This window comes from Streptomyces griseus, from assembly GCF_001715295.1.
GTDB lineage: Bacteria > Actinomycetota > Actinomycetes > Streptomycetales > Streptomycetaceae > Streptomyces > Streptomyces griseus_G.
The window spans coordinates 349,352-371,771 of record NZ_MDKB01000005.1 but is presented as its reverse complement, the minus strand read 5'-3'; the positions used below and the strand labels follow the sequence as shown (position 1 = coordinate 371,771).

23 protein-coding genes are annotated in these 22,420 nt (G+C 72.0%); 13 read left to right on the top strand and 10 right to left on the bottom strand.

Going from position 1 to position 22,420, the window contains the following annotated elements:
- Positions 1–11: 11 nt before the first annotated feature.
- A complete protein-coding gene (locus BA175_RS26460; RefSeq protein WP_175420924.1) occupies positions 12–428 on the top strand; it encodes an ArsR/SmtB family transcription factor in 417 nt (138 codons plus the stop codon).
- 293 nt (positions 429–721) lie between these two features.
- On the opposite strand, the gene BA175_RS26455 is transcribed toward BA175_RS26460, so the two are convergent.
- Positions 722–1,384 carry a DUF305 domain-containing protein gene (locus tag BA175_RS26455; RefSeq protein WP_069174281.1) on the bottom strand — a complete coding sequence of 221 codons (663 nt, stop codon included), beginning with the start codon at positions 1,382–1,384 and terminating at the stop codon, positions 722–724.
- 181 nt (positions 1,385–1,565) lie between these two features.
- On the opposite strand from BA175_RS26455, the gene BA175_RS26450 reads away from it, so the two are divergent.
- On the top strand, positions 1,566–3,056 hold the full coding sequence (locus BA175_RS26450) for an LVIVD repeat-containing protein (RefSeq protein ID WP_069174031.1): 1,491 nt from the start codon (positions 1,566–1,568) through the stop codon (positions 3,054–3,056).
- A gap of 242 nt (positions 3,057–3,298) precedes the next feature.
- Here BA175_RS26450 and BA175_RS26445 read toward each other — a convergent pair whose 3' ends face one another.
- The 5 genes from BA175_RS26445 to BA175_RS26425 form a co-directional block, all read right to left on the bottom strand.
- Positions 3,299–3,478 (bottom strand): hypothetical protein, encoded by a 180-nt coding sequence (locus BA175_RS26445; protein ID WP_069174030.1) that lies wholly within the window; start codon positions 3,476–3,478, stop codon positions 3,299–3,301.
- Positions 3,479–3,610: 132 nt separating this feature from the next.
- On the bottom strand, positions 3,611–4,300 hold the full coding sequence (locus BA175_RS26440; protein ID WP_069174029.1) for an HAD family hydrolase: 690 nt from the start codon (positions 4,298–4,300) through the stop codon (positions 3,611–3,613).
- Positions 4,301–4,307: 7 nt separating this feature from the next.
- Entirely contained in the window at positions 4,308–5,033 is a 726-nt protein-coding gene (locus BA175_RS26435; protein WP_069174028.1) for a phosphatase PAP2 family protein, read from the bottom strand.
- Positions 5,034–5,067: 34 nt separating this feature from the next.
- The gene (locus BA175_RS26430; RefSeq protein ID WP_069174027.1) at positions 5,068–6,003 is read right to left on the bottom strand and encodes a M56 family metallopeptidase; all 936 of its coding nucleotides are present in this window, start codon (positions 6,001–6,003) and stop codon (positions 5,068–5,070) included.
- A gap of 87 nt (positions 6,004–6,090) precedes the next feature.
- Positions 6,091–6,690, bottom strand: a complete 600-nt coding sequence (locus tag BA175_RS26425; RefSeq protein ID WP_069174026.1) for a DUF5134 domain-containing protein — start codon at positions 6,688–6,690, stop codon at positions 6,091–6,093.
- A 196-nt stretch (positions 6,691–6,886) separates the two neighbouring features.
- Between BA175_RS26425 and BA175_RS26420 the strand changes: the two genes are divergently transcribed.
- The gene (locus BA175_RS26420; protein WP_069174025.1) at positions 6,887–7,435 is read left to right on the top strand and encodes a GNAT family N-acetyltransferase; all 549 of its coding nucleotides are present in this window, start codon (positions 6,887–6,889) and stop codon (positions 7,433–7,435) included.
- A gap of 6 nt (positions 7,436–7,441) precedes the next feature.
- On the opposite strand, the gene BA175_RS26415 is transcribed toward BA175_RS26420, so the two are convergent.
- Entirely contained in the window at positions 7,442–8,125 is a 684-nt protein-coding gene (locus BA175_RS26415) for a glycerophosphodiester phosphodiesterase (RefSeq protein WP_069174024.1), read from the bottom strand.
- A gap of 247 nt (positions 8,126–8,372) precedes the next feature.
- Here BA175_RS26415 and BA175_RS26410 point away from each other — a divergent pair, with 247 nt between their 5' ends.
- Genes BA175_RS26410 through BA175_RS26400 form a run of 3 tightly spaced genes read left to right on the top strand, consistent with a single transcriptional unit; the run spans position 8,373 to position 11,622 of the window.
- Positions 8,373–9,770, top strand: a complete 1,398-nt coding sequence (locus BA175_RS26410) for a DUF6421 family protein (RefSeq protein WP_069174023.1) — start codon at positions 8,373–8,375, stop codon at positions 9,768–9,770.
- Between the two features lie 26 nt (positions 9,771–9,796).
- A complete protein-coding gene (locus BA175_RS26405; protein WP_069174022.1) occupies positions 9,797–10,564 on the top strand; it encodes an SDR family NAD(P)-dependent oxidoreductase in 768 nt (255 codons plus the stop codon).
- A complete protein-coding gene (locus tag BA175_RS26400) occupies positions 10,561–11,622 on the top strand; it encodes a threonine aldolase family protein (RefSeq protein ID WP_175420938.1) in 1,062 nt (353 codons plus the stop codon). The genes BA175_RS26405 and BA175_RS26400 overlap by 4 nt, the downstream gene beginning before the upstream one ends.
- Before the next feature lie 116 nt (positions 11,623–11,738).
- Here BA175_RS26400 and BA175_RS26395 read toward each other — a convergent pair whose 3' ends face one another.
- The gene (locus tag BA175_RS26395; protein WP_069174020.1) at positions 11,739–12,461 is read right to left on the bottom strand and encodes a lysophospholipid acyltransferase family protein; all 723 of its coding nucleotides are present in this window, start codon (positions 12,459–12,461) and stop codon (positions 11,739–11,741) included.
- A gap of 219 nt (positions 12,462–12,680) precedes the next feature.
- Between BA175_RS26395 and BA175_RS26390 the strand changes: the two genes are divergently transcribed.
- The 5 genes from BA175_RS26390 to BA175_RS26370 all read left to right on the top strand — a co-directional run bounded on the left by BA175_RS26390 (position 12,681) and on the right by BA175_RS26370 (position 17,184).
- Positions 12,681–13,007 (top strand): thioredoxin family protein, encoded by a 327-nt coding sequence (locus BA175_RS26390; protein WP_069174019.1) that lies wholly within the window; start codon positions 12,681–12,683, stop codon positions 13,005–13,007.
- A 196-nt stretch (positions 13,008–13,203) separates the two neighbouring features.
- Positions 13,204–13,710, top strand: a complete 507-nt coding sequence (locus BA175_RS26385) for a flavin reductase family protein (RefSeq protein WP_069174018.1) — start codon at positions 13,204–13,206, stop codon at positions 13,708–13,710.
- Between the two features lie 201 nt (positions 13,711–13,911).
- Positions 13,912–14,697, top strand: coding sequence for an electron transfer flavoprotein subunit beta/FixA family protein (locus BA175_RS26380; protein ID WP_069174017.1), 786 nt, complete (start codon positions 13,912–13,914; stop codon positions 14,695–14,697).
- Positions 14,698–14,754: 57 nt separating this feature from the next.
- Positions 14,755–15,717 carry an electron transfer flavoprotein subunit alpha/FixB family protein gene (locus BA175_RS26375; protein ID WP_069174016.1) on the top strand — a complete coding sequence of 321 codons (963 nt, stop codon included), beginning with the start codon at positions 14,755–14,757 and terminating at the stop codon, positions 15,715–15,717.
- Positions 15,718–15,885: 168 nt separating this feature from the next.
- Positions 15,886–17,184, top strand: coding sequence for a DUF6986 family protein (locus tag BA175_RS26370; RefSeq protein ID WP_069174015.1), 1,299 nt, complete (start codon positions 15,886–15,888; stop codon positions 17,182–17,184).
- Between the two features lie 44 nt (positions 17,185–17,228).
- Here BA175_RS26370 and BA175_RS26365 read toward each other — a convergent pair whose 3' ends face one another.
- Positions 17,229–18,260 carry a LacI family DNA-binding transcriptional regulator gene (locus BA175_RS26365; protein ID WP_069174014.1) on the bottom strand — a complete coding sequence of 344 codons (1,032 nt, stop codon included), beginning with the start codon at positions 18,258–18,260 and terminating at the stop codon, positions 17,229–17,231.
- Positions 18,261–18,432: 172 nt separating this feature from the next.
- On the opposite strand from BA175_RS26365, the gene BA175_RS26360 reads away from it, so the two are divergent.
- Together BA175_RS26360 and BA175_RS26355 are read left to right on the top strand one after the other, a co-directional pair.
- Positions 18,433–19,401 (top strand): ROK family protein, encoded by a 969-nt coding sequence (locus BA175_RS26360; RefSeq protein WP_069174013.1) that lies wholly within the window; start codon positions 18,433–18,435, stop codon positions 19,399–19,401.
- 315 nt (positions 19,402–19,716) lie between these two features.
- Positions 19,717–20,784, top strand: a complete 1,068-nt coding sequence (locus BA175_RS26355; protein ID WP_069174012.1) for an NUDIX hydrolase — start codon at positions 19,717–19,719, stop codon at positions 20,782–20,784.
- Positions 20,785–21,047: 263 nt separating this feature from the next.
- On the opposite strand, the gene BA175_RS26350 is transcribed toward BA175_RS26355, so the two are convergent.
- On the bottom strand, positions 21,048–22,412 hold the full coding sequence (locus BA175_RS26350) for a dipeptidase (RefSeq protein ID WP_069174011.1): 1,365 nt from the start codon (positions 22,410–22,412) through the stop codon (positions 21,048–21,050).
- Positions 22,413–22,420: the final 8 nt, after the last annotated feature.

Genomic DNA, 22,420 nt, shown 5'->3' with positions numbered 1-22,420 from the left:
GCTCTCGTACAATGGGTCTACCTGGACGAACTGGAGCCACTGTGACGTCGAACGCCGGCCGTGCGCTCGCCCATCCCTCGCGCGAGGAGATCCGCGTCGAAGGTGTACTGCACGCGCTCTCCGACCCGATACGGCTGCGCATCGTGCGCCAGCTCGCCCACGACGCCGACGAGCTGGCCTGCTCCCGCTTCGACCTCCCGGTGTCCAAGTCCACCAGCACGCACCACTTCCGGGTGCTGCGCGAGAGCGGTGTCATCCAGCAGTTCTACCGCGGCACGGCGAAGCTGAGCGGACTGCGCACGGACGACCTCGACACCCTCTTCCCCGGCCTCCTGGACAGTGTCCTCGGGGCGGCCGACCTGCAGGCGAAGCGTCTGGCGGCGGACGCGCGGACAGACGCCCCCGAGACGGCCGGCCTCCAGGGCTGAGATCAGTCCCGCGGCCGCGGGACGACGGCCGCGGCCCTCGCCGCGTCGCCGGGGTCGTCCCGGCCGCTGGTCCACCGGGGCGGCGCTCCGCCCGGCGATCGCCCGCACCGGGGCCGCCCGGCCTGCCCTCCGGCCGGACGACGCTCCTTCCGGAACACGCCCTGGCGACCGGTCAGCGGCACGGCTTCGGCGTCAGGCCCCGCCCGTGGGCGGGAAACCGCGCCTGGAACGCTCCCGCTCCTTCACGGCCGGTTCTCGCCCCAGGTTCCGGCGGAACGGGGCCGGGGGCGCCGTCAGGACATCAGTCCCCGCATCCGGTCGATCTCCACCGTCTGCTGGGCCATCACGTCGTTGGCCATCTCCTCGACCAGGACGTTGTTGCCGTCCGCGAGTGCCTCGGCCGCCATGGTGACCGCCCCCTGGTGGTGGGTGATCATCAGCTCCAGGAACAGCTGGTCGAACGCCTTGCCCCGCGCCGCACGCAAACGGTCCAGCTGGGCCTCGGTCGCCATGCCCGGCATCGTGGAGTGGTCGTGGGTCTCCGCACGGCCCTCGCCGCCGTTGTTCTTCAGCCACCCCTCCATAGCGCCTATCTCCGGCTTCTGGCCCCCCGAGATGCGCTCCGCGAGCCGTTCGACGGAAGGCGAGGCCGCCCGGCCGGGGACGAGGGAGGTGAGCACGAGTGCCTGCTCGTGATGCGCGATCATCATCCGGGCGTACCGGAAATCGGCGGAGTTGGGGGTGTCGTCCCCCGCGGCCTTCGCCGCGTCCTCGGCCGTCAGTGTCCTGGCCGGCTCGCCGGGCTTCCCGGGGGCCACCACCGTGAGCTCCTTGTCAGGCCCGGCCTTCGCCCCGTCCCCGGAGCCGCCGTCGTCGCAGGCGCCCACGGCCAGTACGGCGGCGACGAGCACCGTCGCCAGAGAGGTTGCGCGCACGCGCGTGGTCCGACGGGGCATCAACACGGCGACCTCCAGTGCCACATGGGTGTGTCGGGAACCGTCCTAACACCTTCCGCTGGCCGTTGATCAAAAACTTTCATTACGTCTCTGTTGCACTCTGTTGGTGTGTACATGAGAGGGACGATACTGCCGGAGTCCAGGAACCGTCCGCCTACGGACGGAGACAAGGGAGGACGCAGTGACCTCGTTGCACACCACCAGCGTGCGGCGCAGACGTCTGGGTGTGGCGGCAGCCGCGGCCGGGCTCATCGCCACTCTGCTGACGGCCGGCCCCGCGGCCGCGACACCCGACCCCGGAGACACCGCCACCACGCGCGGCGGTGTCTCCGTGAGCCAGCAGGCCGAGGCCCGAGCCGCCATCGAGAGCGGCGAGATACCCGGCGTGGACGAGATCGTCCACAGCGACAACATCGAGCACCTCGCCAACGTCCCCAAGGACGCGCTGCGGGGGCTGAACACGGACCTCGCCTTCCAGGGGAAGTACGCCTACGCCGGGAACTACGACGGCTTCCGCATCTTCGACATCAGCGACCCCCGGAGCCCGAGGACGGTCGCTCAGGTCCTCTGCCCCGGATCGCAGAACGACATCTCGGTCTCCGGGAACCTGCTCTTCCTGTCGACCGACTCCTCGCGCAGCGACAACTCGTGTGCGAGCACGACACAGCCCGCCACGGAGAAGTCCTCCTGGGAGGGCATGAAGGTCTTCGACATCAGCGACAAGCGCAACCCGAAGTACGTCGCCGCCGTCGAGACCGCGTGCGGGTCGCACACCCACACGATCGTCCCCGAGCGCAAGAACGTGTACGTGTACGTCTCCTCGTACTCGCCCAACGAGGCGTTCCCCGACTGCCAGCCCCCGCACGACGGGATCTCCGTCATCAAGGTGCCGCGCAGCGCGCCCGAGAAGGCCCGGATCGTGAACTTCCCGGTGCTCTTCCCGGACGGCGGCAACCCGGGCGCGCCGACCAACCCCGGCGTCTCCAGGACCACCGGGTGCCACGACATCACCGTGCTGCCGTCGAAGAACCTGGCGGCCGGTGCGTGCATGGGCGACGGTCTGCTGTTCTCCATCGAGGACCCGGAGAACCCGAAGATCATCGACCGGGTGCAGGACAACGTGAACTTCGCCTTCTGGCACTCCGCGACCTTCAACCAGAAGGCCGACAAGGTCGTCTTCACCGATGAGCTCGGCGGCGGCGGCGCGGCCACCTGCAACGACGAGATCGGTCCCCACCGCGGGGCCGACGGCATCTACGACATCACCGGCCGGGGCGACCACCGCAAGCTGGTCTTCCGCAGCTACTTCAAGATCGACCGCCCGCAGGCCGACACCGAGGTCTGTGTCGCGCACAACGGGTCGATCATCCCGGTCAAGGGCAAGGACCTGATGGTCCAGGCCTGGTACCAGGGCGGGGTCTCGGTGTGGGACTTCACCAACTCCTCGGCGCCGAAGGAGATCGCGTACTTCGAGCGCGGTCCGGTCTCGACGGACGCGGTCACCACGGCCGGCCCCTGGTCGGCGTACTACTACAACGGCTACATCTACTCCAACGACATCGCCAAGGGCTTCGACGTCCTGAAGCTCGACGACCGGCGGACGGACCCGGCCGCGAAGGTGCGGCTTCCGGAACTCAACGTCCAGACGCAGCCGGACTACTTCGACCGCTGACCCGCCCGCACCACCCACCCGGAGAGAAAGCGGGCGGCCCGCCGGACGGTCTCCGTCCGGCGGGCCGCGTCCCCGCCGCTGCCGGTCGCGGCGGGCGGAGCCGTTAATTCATTGACCGACGACCCCCGCGGGGACATGCTGTAGCTCTGGTTCCGGCGACGCGGGGGATCGCCGGAATCAGCGCGGGGGCGCCCGCCCCTGCCCCGGGGATCATCGCTCCGGCTCGGCGGAACGCCGGGAGGTCAGACGGCCGGCCGCACGCTCGTACCCGCCGCGGCCGCCCACTCCGCCAGCAGGCGCTGGTACTCCTTCTCCTCGTCCGGGGACAGCAGTCCGCCCGAGCGCTGCCACAGGGCGCGGATCTCCTCGTTGACCACGGAGACAGGACGCACGGAGACGGACGTGTTCGGATACGGGGACATGTATCCCAGGTTAGGGCCCAGGTCCGCCCCTTCACCCACCTCGGCGCAGGGATATCCCTCACACCGTCTCCCGGAATCCTTCACGGCGGGTGCGGGTGCGGGTCGCCGCACGGCCGGTGGGTGTCCTGCGCGTCACACCAGTCCGAGGGCCCGGAGCCCTTCCGGGCGTTGCGCCACGGGCAGGTGGTCCACGAAGCGCACGTCACAGCCCAGTGCCGCCGCCCCGCCGTCCGCACGCCGGTCGTCGCCGACCATGACCACGTCCGCCGGATCACGTCCCAGCAGCGCGCACGCCGTCCGGAAGAGCAGGGGATCCGGCTTCTGGACGCCGTGCTCGAAGGAGAGGACGTACGCGTCCACCAGCTCGTCCAGCCCGTGCGCCCGGAACACGGGCCGCAGGTCCCAGCCGATGTTGCTCACCACGCCGACCGGGGTCCCGTCGCGCCGCAGGTCCCGCAGCACTTCTGCGGCGTCGGGGTACGGCTGCCAGGCCTCCGGGCTCATGTGGCGCTCGTACAGCGCGCCGTAGAGGTCCTCGTCCGGCAGGTCGGCCTGGCGGGCGAGGGCCGTGTACGCCTCCCGGTGCAGCGGGGCGCTGCGGTCACGCGAGGCGTACAGAGCGGCGAGATGCGGGGGGATCCGCCGCGGGGGCGGGCCGCCGGGCAGTGCCCCGGCGGCCGTCAGGCGCCGCGCGTACCGTTCGAGGTCCTGCTCCTCCATCGCCGTGCCGCGCGCGTCGAGTACCGCGCGGAGCCAGGAACCGGCGTCCTCGATGCGGAAGAGAGTCCCGGAGAAATCGAAAAGCACGCCCTTGATCTGCATGGACCGATCATCGCCGCCGGGCGGGGGGCTCCACAACGCCGTCCTCCTCGCCATCTTCGCCACCGGCCGTCCGGCGCGCTCCGTACGCGGCAGCCCAGAGGGCCGTCACGGCCCCGCCCAGCAGCAGCCCGCCCACGACGTCCGACAGCCAGTGCACCCCCAGGTAGAGACGGGTGAAGGCCACACCCAGGACGGAGACGGCGGCCACGACGACCGCCGTCCGCCACAGCAGCGGCGAGACGCCGTACAGGCGCAGCAGCCACAGCAGCAGCCCGCAGGTCACGATCGCCGTCATGGCGTGGCCCGACGGGAAGGCGGCGTAGTGCGCCGAGTCCACCGGATCCGGCCACCGCGGACGCTCCCGTCCCACCGCGGACTTCAGCGCCTGCTGCAGGACCGTCGCGAGCACACTGGTCGCCGCCACCCCTACGGCGAGCGGACGCGCCCCGCGCCACCACAGGGCGATCACCACCACGGCGGTCAGGGCGCGCATCGTCCACGGATCCCACACCCAGTCCGTGAGGACCCGGTTGAGGTGGACCAGCCCCGGCTGGGTCACGGCGCTGCGGTGCAGCGTCCTTGCCACTGTGCCGTCCAGGGACATCAGCGGTGGCCATCGCACCACGACCAGAGCGGTCAGCGCGGCGGAGAGAAGGGCGCAGACGACGCCCGCGCCCAGCAGGAGCGAAGGGCGGTGCGAGGCGCGTGGGGGGGAGAGTGGAGGGGAGTGCATGGGAGCGATCCTCGCGGACGCCCCCCGGATCCGGCTATCCGAGGGCGCGGAGTCCCGGCACGACCGCCACCAGGAGCGGCACGACCGGCACGAGCGCGGCAGCGGCCGTCAGCCGCAGCCGGCGTCCCGCGGTGAGCCGCTCCACCGGGGCGAGCAGCCGGTTCACCCGGAGCGGTACCTGCGCGTCCGGCGGCGGACAGGGGCCGAACACCCCCCGGTCCTCGTTGAGTCCGACCAGGGCGAGCGCGGTCGTGAGCCGGCCGAAGCGCCGTGACGCCACGTCGTCCGCGGCCAGTTCGACGAGGCGGTGCATCTCGTCGCGGAACGCGGCGAACACCGGGATCTGCGGGAAGCCGGTCGCGAGCGCGGCCGAGCAGTGCAGGAGCCAGTCGTGGCGGGCCTGCGCGTGGCCCTGCTCGTGCGCGAGCACCGCATCGAGCTGACGGCCCTTCAGCCGCCCGAGAGCGGCGGTGGTGATGACCAGCCGGGGGGCCGTACCGGGCAGCCACCAGGCATCCGGGCGCTGCCCCTCCAGCACCACGAGACGGCGGCCCCCCGGTTCCTCACCGGGCAGCAGCGGGGAACGCACCAGGAGTTCCGTGCGGCGTCGCCTGCGGCGCAGCCGGGCCCGGTGGACCTCCCGTACGAGCATCGCGGCGGTCCACAGCCCGCCGAGTGCCAGCAGGACCGCGATGACCGCCGACCAGGGGCCGTACGCGCCGAGCGCGTAGGCCTCGACCACGGCGTGCGGGGCGGGCGCGAACACGTGCCCGCGGACCGCCTGCCAGGCGGCTGCCGCGCTGAACGTCATCGCGAGCCCGAACGACAGCAGGACCCCGGCCACGACGCACTGCCAGACCCACAGGGCCACCACGGGCTCGCGCTCGGGCCACCGGGCCCGCGCCATCAGGCCCGGGGCGACGACGGCAGCCAGTGCACCGAGCAACAGCAGCGTGCAGGAGACCCACATGGGTGTCAGCCTATGAGCGATGCGGCACCCAGGGGTACGGCCTCGCGTGGCAAGTGACGTACGACACGGTTTGCCGGGGCCGTCGTCTCACAGTGTGAGCAGCATGGCGAACATGGCGATGCCCATCGTCAGTCTGCACGCCGAGGTGAACTCGGGCCGCGCGCCCCGGGCGAAGCCGACCGCCCCGGCTCCGCCCGGGACCCCGGGGGCGCTCGCCGTGGGGGCCGCCGGTATCAGCCGGCCCGCGGAGCCCAGTACGTAGAGCGCGTAGTAGGCCAGCAGGGCGCCCGTCAGCAGGGGCACGCCTCCCGCGGCCCCGGAGGGGCCCGTGCCGCCGTGCGCGAGGTGGCCGCCCCCGGCCGCCCCGGGGGCCATCGCGAGGGCCATGTAGACCATGGCCAGCGACCCCACCAGGTGGTGCAGGTGGTGGGCATCGTGCCGGGCGGCCACGAGCGCGCGCAGGGCCGCGACGCCGAACACCACCGCGTACACCGCCCAGGTCCGGTCCGGGAGGGTGAGCAGCGCCGCCGGCACCGCCATCAGGGCCATCCCGAACCCCATCAGCGCCTCGGCGCGCGCCGTCCTGCTCTCCCCCTTCGTGCCGCTGCGGGTCCGCAGCAGGCAGTACGTGCCCGTGATCCCGCACAACACCATCAGCAGCCCGCCGGACAGCGCCGGTCCGTGCACGGTGCACCCCCTGGAGCGAATGACGCGGTTGTCGCCCCATCGATGCCCCGCCGGGAACCGTCCTACCGGGGCGCATTGGGTTACTGGGGGAGCGTGACCCGGCCTGCGGGGGCGGTCGCGGCCGGGCCGCTCCCCGCAGGCCGGGCCGTTAGGCTCGGACGGCACCGTCGGCAGCACACGACCGGAGAACGCCACCATGGACACCGCACAGGCCCCTGCCCAGTCACAGCCGACCTTCCGTGACGCGACCGAGGACGACATACCGGTCCTGGTACGGCTCGTCGAATCCGCCTACCGGGGGGATGCCAGCCGCGCCGGCTGGACCACGGAGGCGGACATCCTCGACGGGCAGCGCACCGACGCGCAGGGGGTGCGCGAGGTGGTCGAGGCCCCGGCCGGGCGGATGCTCCTCGCCGAGCTGGACGGGGAGCCGGTGGCCTGCTGCCAGCTCGAGCACCGCGGCACGGCCGCCTACTTCGGCATGTTCGCCGTCAAGCCGGAACTGCAGGGCGCCGGCCTCGGCAAGGTGATCATCGCCGAGGCGGAGCGCGCCGCCCGCGCGAGCTGGGGCGTGCGCGAGATGCACATGACGGTGATCACCGTCCGCGAGGAACTGATCGCCTGGTACGAGCGCCGGGGCTACCGCCGTACGGGAGAGCTGACCCCCTTCCCGTACGACGACGAGCGCTTCGGCATCCCCCGGCGCGAGGGCCTCGCCCTCGAGCTGCTGGTCAAGGAGCTGTAGCCGCCGTCAGACGGTGAGACCACCGGCGCGGCGGATCTCCGGGTGGTCCGTCGTCGCGCCGTCCAGGCCGAGCGCCCTCGCCAGCCTCAGCTGGTCCACCGTGTTCACCACCCAGCCGATCACCTCCAGACCCCGCGCGTGCGCCTCCTCGACGACCTCAGCCGTCAGGCGCCGGATGTTCAGGGCGAGTGTCGCCGCGCCCACCGCCGCCGCCCGGTCCACCACGTCGCCGCCCCAGCGGCCGGCGATGAGGACCGTCCGCACCCCCGGGACCAGCTGCGCGATCTCGGCCACCGCCTCGTCGTGGAACGAGGACACCTCGACCCGGCCGGCCAGCTTCCGCCGCTGCATCACCTCGGCCAGTGCGCGGGCCGCCGCCACGTCCTTGATCTCGGCCTGCAGGGGCGAGCCGATCGCGTCCAGCACCTCCTCGAAGACGGGGACCCGCTCGCCCTCGCCCGCGTCGAGCCGGCGCAGCTCGTCCAGGGTCTTGTCGGCGATCGGTCCCGTGCCGTCCGTCGTGCGGTCCACGTCGGCGTCGTGCATGACGATGAGCGCGCTGTCCTTGCTCAGGTGCAGATCCAGCTCGACGGCGTCCATGCCCGCCTGCTCCGCGCACCTGAACGAGCGCAGTGTGTTCTCCGGCGCGACGCCCATCAGGCCCCGATGGCCGATGGTGAGAAAAGTCAAGGCACTCCTGCTTCCGTCGGTCGTCCGTGCTTCGTCCGCTGCTGCTGCCTCCAGGGAACCAGTTCCGGGGGTCGGGGCGCCCGTCGTCCCTCGCCACCGGCGGAAGAAGTTGTCCATCTCATGTGTGGCAGGAAAAATAGCGGTGACAAAGAGGAGTGGCAGGATATTTTCCAGCCCTCCACTTGTCCGAGGAGATGAGCCGTGGATAGGCTGGCTTGACGCGAGGTTCTCCCGTGAAGGAAGTGTTATGACGGAAATTCTTGAGCAAGCTCCAGTATCCGGCGCGATAGCTGCTGCCCAGCGGGTCGTCGAGCACCCGGCCTGGTCCGTGCTCAAGAGTGCCGTGGAAGAGTTGCGTCCCTGGCAGTCGAACGACGGCTCCATCGACTTCTCGGCCGACGGCGCGCCGTCCCGGGACACGGCTGCGGCGACCCTGGCCCGCGTGACCGGAGCGATCGAGGAGCTCTCCCCGCTGCTGCCGCACGACGCCGACTACCACCGCGCGCTCGTCGGCGACCTCGGCCGCTGGGCCGCGGACGGCTTCGGCGTCCCCGACTTCCTCGACTCGCTGCTCGCCTTCCAGCCGGCCAGGAACCGCGCCGACGGCCTCCAGCACCTGGTCGTGTTCGCGATGTACACGCAGAACGGCAACCCCGACCGCAACCTCGAAGCCGTCGTGCTGCGGATGGTGTGGCCCGAGTGGCTCGCGGACCTCGAGGCCACGCGCTACGACAACCCGCTCTTCTGCGGCATCACCTTCGAGGACTTCACCTCGGGCTACGACACCAACTCGGCCGTCCTCTTCCCCGAGACCATCGCCGTGCGCGAGGCACCGGAGCGCTTCAGCTGGGGCGGCATCTTCTGCGACCGCGAGGCCGCCCGATTCCGCCGGGTGACCGAGGCCGCCGTCGACCTCCTGGGCCTCGAACTGCCGGACGACATTCGCGAGATGATCGGCGACCAGAAGCGCTGCGAGCAGGCCTTCGTCCTCTGGGACATGGTCCACGACCGCACCCACAGCCACGGTGACCTGCCGTTCGACCCCTTCATGATCAAGCAGCGCCAGCCGTTCTGGATGTACGGCCTCGAAGAACTGCGCTGCGACCTCACCGCCTTCAAGGAGGCCGTGAAGCTGGAGGCCGACGGGTTCGGCCAGGGCCGTGACGTGCAGTTCGCGGTGCTGTTCGACCGGATGTTCCGCTTCCCCGTCACCGGCGAGCGCGTACGCAACTACGACGGTCTCGGCGGCCAGCTCCTCTTCGCCTACCTCCACAAGCACGACGTCGTGCGCTGGACCGACAACACGCTGAAGATCGACTGGGCCCGCGCCCCCCAGGTCACCAACCAGCTCTGCGGCGAGATCGAGAAGCTCTACCGCGACGGCATCGACCGCCCCAAGCTGGTGCACTGGTTCGCCGCGTACGACCTGGTCGCGACCTACCTCTCCCCGCACCCGGGATCGCGCTGGGCCAAGGGGCCCGACGCCCTGGACGTGACACAGCCGCCGCGCAGGCTCGTCGACGACGTGCTTCCCGACGAGTTTCCCCTGAGCATGTTCTATGAGGCGCTCGCCAAGAAACTGAAGCACGTGATCGCCTCCACCAAGGGCATCACCGCGTCGGACGCAGGGCGGGCAGCCGCGTGAACGCAGGTTCTGAGGAGGCGGTGGCCATGAACGCGACAAGCATGGGCGACAGGGACGGCGGGCTCGAGGGTGCGGTGATCGCGGTGGCCGGAGCGGCCGGGCCGGCGGGCCGGGCCACCCTCCTGCGGCTGGCCGAGGCGGGGGCGACCGTGGTCGCCTCCGACGCCAACCCCGAACGGCTCGCCGAGGCGGTGGACGCCGCGCGGTACGCCCACGGCGGAGCGACCGTCACCGGTGACACCGTGGACCTGCTCGATCCGGGCGCCGCCCGGGAATGGGCCGTCCGGACCGAGAAGGAGTTCGGCCGGATCGACGGCCTGGTGCACCTCGTCGGCGGCTGGCGCGGCAGCGCGGGCTTCGCGGAGACCAGTCTCGCCGACTGGGACTTCCTGGAGAAGCTGCTGATCCGGACCGTCCAGTCCACCACCCTCGCCTTCCAGGAGCCGCTCCAGCGCAGCGACCGTGGCAGGTACGTGCTCATCAGCGCCGCCGGGGCGAGCAACCCCACCGCGGGCAACGCGGCCTACGCGGCGTCCAAGGCAGCCGCGGAGGCGTGGACCCTCGCCCTGAGTGACGCCTTCCGCAAGGCGGGGGGCGACGACGGCCCCGCGGCGGCTGCTGCGATCCTGGTGGTCAAGGCACTGGTGCACGACGCGATGCGCGCCGAGCGCCCGCATGCGAAGTTCGCGGGTTTCACCGACGTCGAGGAGCTGGCCGAGGCCATCGCCGGCGTCTGGGACAAGCCCGCCGGAGAAGTGAACGGAAAGCGCCTGTGGCTGACCCCGCAACCCTGAGGACCGACGCGCGACGGCACCACGATCCGCAGGTACGCGGGTTCGCCAGCGACAACTACGCGGGCGCGCATCCGGAGATCCTCGCGGCCCTCGCCCTCGCCAACGGCGGCCACCAGGTCGCCTACGGCGAGGACGACTACACAGGACACCTCCAGCGGGTCATGCACAGCCACTTCGGCCCCACCGCGGAGGCGTTCCCGGTCTTCAACGGCACGGGAGCCAACGTCCTCGCCCTCCAGGCGCTCACCGACCGCTGGGGGGCGGTGATCTGCGCGGAGTCCGCCCACATCAACGTGGACGAGGGCGGCGCCCCGGAGCGGATGGGCGGGCTGAAGCTGCTCACCGTGCCGACCCCCGACGGCAAGCTGACGCCGGAACTCATCGACCGCCAGGCGTACGGCTGGGACGACGAGCACCGGGCGATGCCGCAGGTCGTGTCCGTGACGCAGAACACCGAGCTCGGCACCGTCTACACCCCCGACGAGATCCGGGCGATCTGCGACCACGCCCACGAACGGGGCATGAAGGTGCACCTGGACGGTGCCCGGATAGCCAACGCGGCCGCGTCGCTGGACGTGCCGATGCGCACGTTCACCAACACGGTCGGCGTGGACGTGCTCAGCTTCGGCGGTACGAAGAACGGCGCGCTGTTCGGCGAGGCCGTCGTGGTCCTGCGGCCGGAGGCCGTCCGGGCGATGAAGCACCTGCGCAAGATGTCGATGCAGCTGGCCTCGAAGATGCGTTTCGTCTCCGTCCAGCTCGAGGCGCTCCTCGCGCGCGACCTCTGGCTGCGCAACGCCCGGCACGCCAACGCCATGGCACAGCGGCTCGCCGAGGGGGTGCGCGCCGTGGACGGCGTGGAGATCCTGCACCCCGTCCAGGCCAACGCGGTCTTCGCCCGGCTCCCGCACGAGGTGACCGAGCGGCTGCAGAAGCGCTTCCGGTTCTACTTCTGGGACGAGAAGGCCGGTGACGTCCGCTGGATGTGCGCCTACGACACACGGGAGGAAGACGTCGACGCCTTCGTCCTGGCGCTCAAGGAGGAGATGGCCCGCTGACGGGGCCGTCCCGTACCCGTACGAGGCAGCGGCCGACCGGTTCGTCCGGCCGGCCGCTTCGCCGTGCTGTGCCCCGTGCGGGGCCGTGGTGTGTCCGCCACGGCCCCGCACGCCGGTCAGCCGCGCTCGCGGGCCTCGGCGGGCGTCGGAGCCGTACCACCGAGGTGCGCCGGTACCCACCAGGTGTCGCTCGCGTCCTTCGGGCGTACCGGGTAGGCGCGCTGGGCCGCCTCGAGCAGTTCCTGCACCCGCTCGCGCAGCCGGCGGGTGATGGCGCCGGCGTACTGGTCGGCGGGTGCCTCCAGGGGTTCGCCGACCCGGATGGTGATCGGTGTGTGGCTGCGCCGGAAGTTGCGCGGCCGTCCCTTGGTCCACAGACGCTGGGTGCCCCACAGCGCCATCGGGATCAGCGGGACGCCGGCCTCCTGCGCCAGCCGGGCGGCCCCCGACTTGAAGCTCTTCAGGGTGAACGACTGGGAGATGGTCGCCTCGGGGAAGACCCCGACGATCTCCCCGGCGCGCAGCGAGGCGAGGGCGTGCGCGTAGGCGTCCTCGCCCTGGTCGCGGTCGACGGGAATGTGCTTCATGCCGCGCATCAGCGGACCGGAGATCTTGTGCCGGAAGACCGACTCCTTGGCCATGAAGCGGACGAGCCGCTTCTGCGGCAGCGCGCCGAGCCCGGTGAAGATGAAGTCCAGATAGCTGATGTGGTTGCTGACCAGTACCGCACCACCGGTCTTCGGGATGTGCTCCGAACCCTGTGTGTCGATCTTCAGGTCGAGCGCCTTGAACAGCGTGCGAGCGGCGCCGATGACCGGCCGATAGACGAGTTCTGCCATCTGGATGAAGACCCTTCTTCAATGCCTGGGGAGGGTTCTCCCGGCGGAAGTTACGCAGCCGTAGGTTTTCGGCATTGGGGCGATCGTGCCCCATGTGCGACGCCGTGGCCAGCCCCGAAGGCCCCGGAGCGAGAGATTCTCGTCACGTGAAACCTCCGGGAATGTAACGCGGAGGCCCGGTGCTGACCCTCTGCGGAGAGCTCTGAGGAGGAGACGGGTATGGACGGGCGTACGATCGGCGGCACCCTGGACGCCGTGCAACTCGGGGCACCGCTGGGCGAGCGGGCCACTCTCGTGCAGTTCTCGAGCGCCTTCTGCAGGCCCTGCGGCGCCACCCGGCGCGTCCTGACGGAGGTGGCCGCGATGGTCGACGGCGTCGCCCACATCGAGATCGACGCCGAGGCGCACCTCGCCCTGGTCCGCAGCCTCCGTATCAGCAGGACGCCCACCGTCCTCGTCCTCGACGCGGCCGGCCGTGTCGTGCGGCGGGCCGCCGGTCAGCCTCGTACCGCCGATGTCGTCGCGGCGCTGGGGGAGGCGATATGAGAGGCCGTGACACATCTCCCACATGACCGACCGCACTTGACTGCACACACCACTCATCGTCAGTCTGACGCTATGCCGCCTGAACTGCTTCTCTTCGGCCGGGTGCACGGGGATCCCCTGCGCCCGGCCCGTGCGCGCTGTCCGGGTGCCTGACGACCCCACGGCCACGCACGCCCCCTCCCCGAAGGACCCGCCGATGACGGCCTCGCCCGACCTCGACTCCCCTCGAACGGCCTCGCCCGAGCTCCTGCGCTCCGTCTTCCGGCAGCACGCCGCCGGGGTCGCGGTCATCACCGCGGCTGGGGAGCGCCCGGTCGGTTTCACGGCGACCTCCCTCACCTCCGTCGCCGCCGAGCCGCCCCTCGTCTCCTTCGGCGTGGGCACCTCCTCCTCCAGCTGGCCCGTCCTGGCGGAGGCCGGGCACATCGGCGTACACCTGCTCGGGGAGGACCAGCCGGAGCTCGCCGCCACCTTCGCGCGCAGCGGCGCCGACCGCTTCGGGCCGTCCACCGACTGGCGCCGCGGGCCCGAGGGGGTGCCGCTGCTCGGTGGCGTGGTGGCGTGGCTGGTCTGCCGGGTGGTGGCCCGTGTGCCCGCCGGGGACCACCGCATCGTGATCGCCGAGGTGGTGCACGGGGACCCGTCGGGCGGCGGTCGGCCGCTGGTCTACCACCAGGGCCGTTTCACCGCTCTGCGAGACTGACGGCACGCAGGTGGCGCGGGGGCGGTCCGCGTTGGCAAGGTCACAGTTCCAAGCGCTTGCTCACGGGGAACGCTCTGGGTGTACTGGCGAGTAATATTTGCTGCGGAGCCCCGGTCGACCCGACCGGAAGCCGCCCCACAAGGCGCCTATGCTGCGTGCAACAAGGCAGCCCAGAAATGACGATGCAGTAGGAGAGCCGGCGTGAGCTTGAGGATCGTTGTCTGTGTGAAGTACGTACCCGACGCCACCGGCGACCGGCACTTCGCCGATGACCTGACGCTGGACCGCGACGACGTCGACGGTCTGCTGTCGGAGCTCGACGAGTACGCGGTCGAGCAGGCGCTGCAGATCGCCGACGAGGCGGACGACGCGGAGATCACCGTGCTGACGGTGGGTCCGGAGGACGCCAAGGACGCCCTGCGCAAGGCGCTGTCGATGGGCGCCGACAAGGCCGTCCACGTCGAGGACGACGACCTGCACGGCACCGACGTCATCGGCACCTCCCTGGTGCTGGCCAAGGCCGTCGAGAAGACCGGTTACGACCTGGTCATCTGCGGTATGGCGTCGACGGACGGCACCATGGGTGTCCTTCCGGCGCTGCTCGCGGAGCGCCTCGGCGTCCCGCAGGTCACGCTCCTGTCCGAGGTCGCCGTCCAGGACGGCACGGTCAAGGGCCGCCGTGACGGCGACGCCGCGAGCGAGCAGCTCGAGGCCTCCCTCCCGGCCGTGGTCTCCGTGACCGACCAGTCGGGCGAGGCCCGCTACCCGTCCTTCAAGGGCATCATGGCGGCCAAGAAGAAGCCGGTCGAGTCGCTGGACCTCGAGGACCTCGAGATCGAGGCGGACGAGGTCGGTCTCGGCGGCTCGTGGACCGCTGTCGACTCCGCGGCCGAGCGCCCGGCCCGCACGGCGGGCACGATCGTCAAGGACGAGGGCGAGGGCGGCAAGCAGCTGGCCGAGTTCCTTGCGGGCCAGAAGTTCATCTGAGTCCCGCCCGTTCCACCGCCGCCCCGCACTCCCTCGCACGCAGGAGATTGAAGTCCCATGGCTGAAGTACTCGTCTATGTCGACCACGTGGACGGTGCCGTCCGCAAGCCCACCCTGGAGCTGCTGACGCTCGCCCGCCGTATCGGCGAGCCCGTCGCCGTCGCCCTCGGCAACGGGGCCGGCGACACCGCCGCCGCGCTCGCCGAGCACGGCGCGGTCAAGGTCCTCACCGCCGACGCCCCGGAGTTCGCCGACTACCTCGTCGTACCGAAGGTGGACGCGCTCCAGGCCGCCTACGACGCCGTGTCGCCCGCCGCGGTGCTGCTGCCCTCCTCCGCCGAGGCCAAGGAGATCGCCGCCCGCCTCGCGCTGCGCATCGGCTCCGGCATCATCACCGACGCCGTGGACCTGGAGGCCGGCGCCGAGGGCCCGGTCGCGACGCAGTCCGCGTTCGCCGCCTCCTACACGACCAAGTCCCGTGTCTCCAAGGGCACGCCGGTCATCACGGTCAAGCCGAACTCGGCCGCCGTGGAGGCCGCCCCGGCCGCGGGCGCCGTGGAGGCCCTCACGGTCTCGTTCTCCGAGCACGCCACCGGTACGAAGGTCCTCTCCCGCACGCCGCGCGAGTCGACCGGCCGTCCGGAGCTGACCGAGGCCGCGATCGTCGTCTCCGGCGGCCGTGGCGTCAACGGCGCGGAGAACTTCGCGATCATCGAGGCGCTGGCGGACTCCCTGGGCGCGGCCGTCGGCGCGTCCCGTGCCGCGGTCGACGCCGGCTGGTACCCGCACACCAACCAGGTCGGCCAGACCGGTAAGTCGGTCTCGCCGCAGCTGTACATCGCCTCCGGCATCTCCGGCGCGATCCAGCACCGGGCCGGCATGCAGACCTCCAAGACGATCGTCGCGATCAACAAGGACGCCGAGGCGCCCATCTTCGACCTCGTCGACTACGGCGTCGTCGGCGACCTGTTCCAGGTCGTCCCGCAGCTGACCGACGAGATCAAGGCCCGCAAGGGCTGATCCCGCGGGGGCTGTACCGGTACGGCGGCCCGGGGCCGTGTGGTGTTCGCACCGCGCGGCCCCGGGCCGTTCCCGGTTGCCGTTGACGCGGGAGCCGAGGACTTATAACTTCACTATGCGGATGACGAATTCCGGCAAGCGGAAGTATTGAGTCTGGAGGGTGCGGTCATGGGGCAGCAGGAGAAGGTGGCGACGAGCCTCGCCGGGGCGGTCGGTGAGCGGATCAGCGCCTCCCTCCGGGCGGTTGACGCCGAACTCGCCCGCCGCTACCCGGGCGACCCCGGCACCCGCCAGCCCGTCCACACCGTCTACGTCCCCGCCGACGCCTTCTCCGCCACCACCGTCCGCTCCTGGGGCGACCGCGCGCTGGAGGCCCTCGACGAGCACGCCCCGGATGCCGCCGCGCTCGCCCGGATCCTCGGCATCCCCCAGGAGCTCGCGGAACCCGTCCACGACCGCGTACGCGCCAAGCTGGAGCGCGAGCCCGTGGAAGACCTGCGCATCGACTTCGAGGACGGCTACGGGCCCCGGCCGGACGCCGAGGAGGACGAGGCCGCCGCCCGGGCGGCCCGGCTCGTCGCCGACGCGTACGCCGACGGGACCGCCGCACCGTACACGGGCATCCGGACGAAGTGCATGGAAGCCCCCGTCCGTGACCGCGGGATCCGCACCACGGACGTCTTCCTCACCGGCCTCGTGCGGGCCGGCGGCCTCCCCGACGGGCTCGTACTGACGCTGCCCAAGGTGACGTACCCGGAACAGGTCGCCGCCTTCGTCCGGCTGCTCGAGGCATTCGAGGAGACCCACGGCCTGCGGACCGGGCGGCTCGGGTTCGAGATCCAGATCGAGACGAGCCAGTCCATCCTCGCCGCCGACGGCACCGCGGCCGTCGCCCGCATGATCGACGCCGCCGGGGGCCGCGCCACCGGCCTGCACTACGGCACCTTCGACTACAGCGCCTGTGTCGGCGTCAGCCCCGCCTACCAGGCGAGCGACCACCCCGCGGCCGACCACGCCAAGGCGGTCATGCAGGTCGCCGCGGCGGGCACCGGGGTGCGCGTCTGCGACGGCTCCACCAACGTGCTGCCCGTCGGCCCCGCCGAGCAGGTCCACGACGCCTGGCGCCTGCACTACGGGCTCACCCGCCGCGCCCTGGCGCGCGCCTACTACCAGGGCTGGGACATGCACCCCGGCCACCTGCCCACCCGTTACGCCGCCGTCTACACCTTCTACCGCGAGGGCATGACTGCGGCCGCGTCCCGTCTCGCGGCCTACGTCGCCAAGGCCGGCGGTGACGTGATGGACGAGCCCGCCACCGCCAAGGCGCTGAGCGGCTACCTGCTGCGCGGTATCGACTGCGGCGCCCTGGACACCGCCGAGGTCGCGGAGCTGACCGGCCTGACCCGTGCGGACCTGGACGCCTTCGCGTCGCCCCGCCGGGGCGGACTGACGGTGACGGCCCCGTAGGCCACCGGGCGGTGCCGGGGCCTTCCGGACCCGTGCTCAGGGCCTCAGGCGGCCGGCGGAAGCTCCCCCGACCCCCGGGGGACGAGCCGGGTCGCAAGCTCCACCCTCGCCGGGGCGTGGTCGGCCCCGTCCAGACGACGGAAGAGGTGCTCCGCCGCTGTGCGGCCGACCGCCGCGGCGTCCTGCGAGATCACCGTGATGCCGAGCAGGTCGGCCAGTTCGATGTCGTCGAAGCCCACCAGGGCGATCCTGCGGTCGCACTCGGCGAGGACGCGTACGACGGTGACGGTCACACGGTTGTTGCCGGCGAAGAGCGCGGTGACCGGCTCAGGGCCCCGCAGCATGGTCTCCGCGGCCGCCCTGACCCGCGCGGGGTCGGTGGAGCCGAGGGAGACCCAGGAGTCCTCGACCGTGATGCCGGCGTCGGTCATCGCCGTGTGGTAGCCGCGCAGCCGCTCCTTGGCCGTGTGGATGCGCGGCTGGTCACCGATGAAGCCGATCCTGCGGTGACCATGGGCCACCAGGTGGGCCACGCCCTCGCGCGCGCCGCCGAAACTGTCCGAGAGCACCATGTCGGCGTCGACCCGGCCGGCCGGACGGTCGACGAACACCGTGGCGATGCCCGCCTTTATCTCCGGCTCCAGATAGCGGTGGTCGTCGCCCGCCGGGATCACGATGAGACCGTCCACGCGGCGGGCGCAGAGCGCCAGTACGAGTTCCTGCTCGCGCTCCGGGTCCTCCGCGCTGGACCCGTTGATCAGCAGGGCTCCGTGGGCCCGGGCCACCTCCTCCACGGCCCGGCTCAGCGGCCCGTAGAAGGGGTCCGCGAGATCCTCCAGCACGAGACCGATCGACGAGGTGCGGCCCTTGCGCAGCACGCGGGCGCTGTCGTTGCGCCGGAAGCCGAGGGCCTCGATCGCCTCCTGGACGCGGCGTTCGGTGTCGGGGGTGACCCCGGGTTCGCCGTTCACCACCCGGGAGACCGTCTTGAGGCCGACTCCGGCACGGGCCGCCACATCCTTCATGGTCGGCCTGTTGCCGTAGCGGGACTCGGAATGGCGGGCGGTCATGGCCACGGTGCGCTGTCCTGTCGTCGGATGCGGGCGGTTTCGGTGGGCCTGCGGGGGGCCGGGGGCCGAGGCCTCGAGCATAGGCCCTGGACAACGTTGTCATATCCGAGGAGACTGAGCAGACCCATTGACGGAAGCCGCAGGTCCGGCGCCATCACCCTCCGGAGAGACGACACCGATGCATACCGACCTCGTCGCCGCGCTCGACATCGGCGGCACCAAGATCGCCGGCGCGCTGGTGGACGGCGACGGAGCGCTTCTCGTACGGGCGCGGCGGCCGACGCCGGCCCGCGAGGACGCGGAGGCGGTGATGGGGGCGGTGAACGAGGTCCTGGCCGAGCTCATGGCGTCCCCGCTGTGGCACCGGGCGGGCCGGTGCGGCATCGGCAGCGCCGGGCCGGTGGACGCGTCGGCGGGCACGGTCAGCCCGGTGAACGTTCCGGGCTGGCGGGACTTCCCGCTCGTGGAGAGGGTCGGCAGGACGATCGGCGGGCTGCCCGTCGTCCTGGTCGGCGACGGGGTCGCGGTGGCGGCTGCCGAGCACTGGCTGGGTGCCGCCCGCGGATACGACAACGCGCTGTGCATGGTGGTCTCCACGGGCGTCGGCGGCGGACTCGTCCTCGGCGGCAAGCTCCACCCGGGCCCCACCGGCAACGCCGGGCACATCGGCCACATCAGCGTCGACCTGGACGGTGACCTCTGCCCGTGCGGCGCCCGCGGCTGCGTCGAACGTCTCGCCAGCGGCCCGAACATCGCCCGGCGGGCGCTGGAGAACGGCTGGCTCCCCGGCCGGGACGGCGATGCCACGGCAGCGGCCGTGGCTGCCGCCGCCCGGGCCGGGGACCCGGTCGCCCTCGCCTCGTACGAACGGGCCGCCCGGGCGCTCGCGGCCGGTATCGCCGCCACCGCCACCCTGGTCGAGATCGACATCGCGGTGATCGGCGGGGGAGTGGCCGGGGCGGCGGACGTGCTGTTCGCGCCGCTGCGGCGGTCCCTGCGTGACTACGCCACGCTCTCCTTCGTCCGGGGCCTCACGGTGACCCCCGCGGTCATGGGGACCGACGCGGGGCTGGTGGGAGCGGCGGCCGCCGCTGCGGCGGTCCCCCCGGGGGCCGTCGGCGCCGTGCGGCCCGTGGTCGCGCAGTAGTGCGGGCCGGGGGCCGGGTCGCATGGGCGTCACGCCCGTTCACCGGCGTCACGCCGGGTCCGGCCGACGTCCTGCCGAGGTAGTCACCGGAGCACCGCGCACCATCCCGTGCCGTCCTCCCACCCGCGCCCGGCTGTCCGTCCGGACGGCTCCACGGCGGGCACCCGTCGCGTCCGGACGGCCCTCCGGTCCCGTGCCGTCGCACGCCCCCGGCGGGCGTCGGGGCGTCCGGGCGCACAAGGGCATCGCCCCGGTGGGGTTTCCGCAGAGGGGTGTTGCGGGCAAGCCACAGGGGGCTACGGAAGAGGGGGACCCGTGATCGTCTGGATCAACGGTGCGTCCGGCGCGGGAAAGACCAGCGCCGCGAACGAACTGATCGATCTGATCCCGAACAGCACCTTCTACGACCCCGAACTGATCGGACGGGGACTGCGCCACCTGCTGCCGCAGAAGAAGCTCGCCGAGGTGGCCGACCTCCAGGACCTCCCGATCTGGCGGCGTCTGGTGGTGGACACGGCCGCCGCCCTGCTCGCCGAGCTGCCCGGGGTTCTCGTGGTGCCCATGACGCTCCTGCGGCAGGAGCATCGCGACGAGATCTTCGGAGGGCTCGCCTCCCGGCGCATTCCGGTGCGACATGTGCTCCTTGCGCCTGACGAAACGATCCTGCGAAGACGGATGGCCGGCCGTGCGGAGTTCGCGGACGATCCGGAGCAGGACGGGCGCGCACGGCAGGGGGCGTACGAGCACCTCCGGCACTACCGGGCGGCGCTCGACTGGATCACCCAGGACGCCCACCTGATAGACACCGGCACGCTCACCCCGCGTGCGACGGCCGAACGCATCGCAGAGGCGCTGCGCACGGGGGTGGCCAAGGACTGCGGAATAGTCCAGACGCCGGAACCGCGCGGGGAGACCGTCGCCTCCGGGGTTCTGCTCTTCGACGAACGGGACCGCGTCCTGCTCGTCGACCCGACCTACAAGCCCGGCTGGGAGTTCCCCGGCGGGGTGGTGGAGTCCGGGGAGGCGCCGGCCCGGGCCGGGACGAGAGAGGTCGCCGAGGAACTCGGCCTCCACCTCGGAACGGCGCCGGAGCTCCTGGTGGTCGACTGGGAGGCCCCGAAACCGCCCGGATACGGAGGGCTGCGCTTCCTGTTCGACGGCGGGCTGCTGCGCGGTGAGGACGCCTCCCGGCTGCTGCTGCCCGGCGAGGAACTGCGCGGCTGGCGGTTCGTCACCGAGGAGGAGGCGGCGTCCCTGCTGCCGCCCACCCGCTACGAACGGCTGCGCTGGGCCCTGCGGGCCCGGGAGCGGTCCGTCGTGCTGAACCTGGAAGCGGGGGTACCGGTGGGCGGTCAGCCCACCGGGGGTGACTTCCGGCCATGACGCGCCAGAGGTGGCAGGTTCCGGTCAATGATGCGGAGGATGGCACATACCGGCCGTGACCCGGTCGGCGATGGCAGGTTCCGGTCAACGTGTGACGGCTCCGGGGCCGTGCCCGCCTGTCAGGTCGTGTCCGAGGGAACGCCCGCGCCGTCAGGTCACGCCTTCACGGCGGGACCGGCCCGACGCCGCCCGGAGTGCAAGGCCCCGGGCGGCGTCGCCGTGGTGCGTGCGGGGGTGGGCGGTGCCGGTCCCGCCCGCCGTCCTCAAGCCGTCCTGGACTCCGCGTAGTTGCGCAGGAACAGCGCCTCCGCGACCGACAGCCGCTCCAGCTCCTGGGGCGACACGCTCTCGTTCACCGCGTGGATCTGCGCCTCCGGCTCGCTCAGCCCTATCAGGAGGATCTCCGCCTCGGGGTAGAGCTCCGCGAGGGTGTTGCACAGCGGGATCGAGCCGCCCATGCCGGAGACCTGCATCTCCTCACCCGGGTAGGCGACCCGCATGGCGTCCGCCATCGCCGTGTACGCGGGGCTTCCGGTGTCGGCGCGGAACGGCTGCCCATGACCGACCCGTTCCACCGAGATCCGGGCACCCCACGGGACGTGCGACTCGAGGTGGGCGATCAGCAGGTCGGTCGCCTCGCCCGCGTCCTGACCCGGCGGCACCCGCAGGCTCACCTGCGCCTGGGCGCTCGCCTGCAGCGACGGTGTGGCGCCGATCACCGGCGGGCAGTCGATGCCGATGACGGTCACCGCGGGGCGTGCCCAGATACGGTCCGCGACCGTACCCGTGCCGATCAGCTCCACCCCCTCCAGCACCTTGGCATCCTGGCGGAACTCGCCCTCCGGGTACTGCAGTCCGTCCCACACCGCGTCCGAGGCCAGCCCGTCGACCGTCGTCGTACCGTCCGCGGAGCGCAGCGTCGACAGCAGCTGGATCATCGCGGCCAGCGCGTCCGGGGCGGCTCCGCCGAACTGCCCGGAGTGCAGGTTGCCTTCGAGGGTTTCCAGCCGTACGCGCAGCATGGTCATGCCCCGCAGCGTGGACGTGACGGTGGGCAGGCCGACCCGGAAGTTGCCGGTGTCGCCGATGACGACGGTGTCGGCGGCGAGCAGCTCCGGGTGCGCCTGCGCGTACTGTTCGAGACCACCCGTCCCCTGCTCCTCGGAACCCTCCGCGATCACCTTGACGGTGACGGGGACGCCGCCGTTCGCCTTGAGGGCGCGCAGCGCGAGCAGGTGCATGAGGAAGCCGCCCTTGCAGTCGGCGGCCCCCCGGCCGAACCAGCGGCCGTCGCGCTCGGTCAGCTCGAAGGGCGGGGAGGCCCAGGCCGACTCGTCCAGCGGCGGCTGCACGTCGTAGTGCGCGTACAGCAGGACGGTCGGCGCGCCTGCCGGGCCGGGCAGCCGGCCGTACACGGACCGGGTGCCGTCGGGGGTGTCGAGCAGGGCGACGTCCTGGAAGTCCTCGGCGCGCAGCGCGTCGGCGACCCAGTCGGCTGCCGCGTCGCACTCGCTCTTCGGGAACTGCGCGGGGTCCGCCACCGACCGGAAGGCCACCAGCTCGGCCAGTTCCGTCTTCGCGCGGGGCATCAGCGAGGCGACGGTCTCGGTGATCGGACGGGCGGTCATGGGCACGC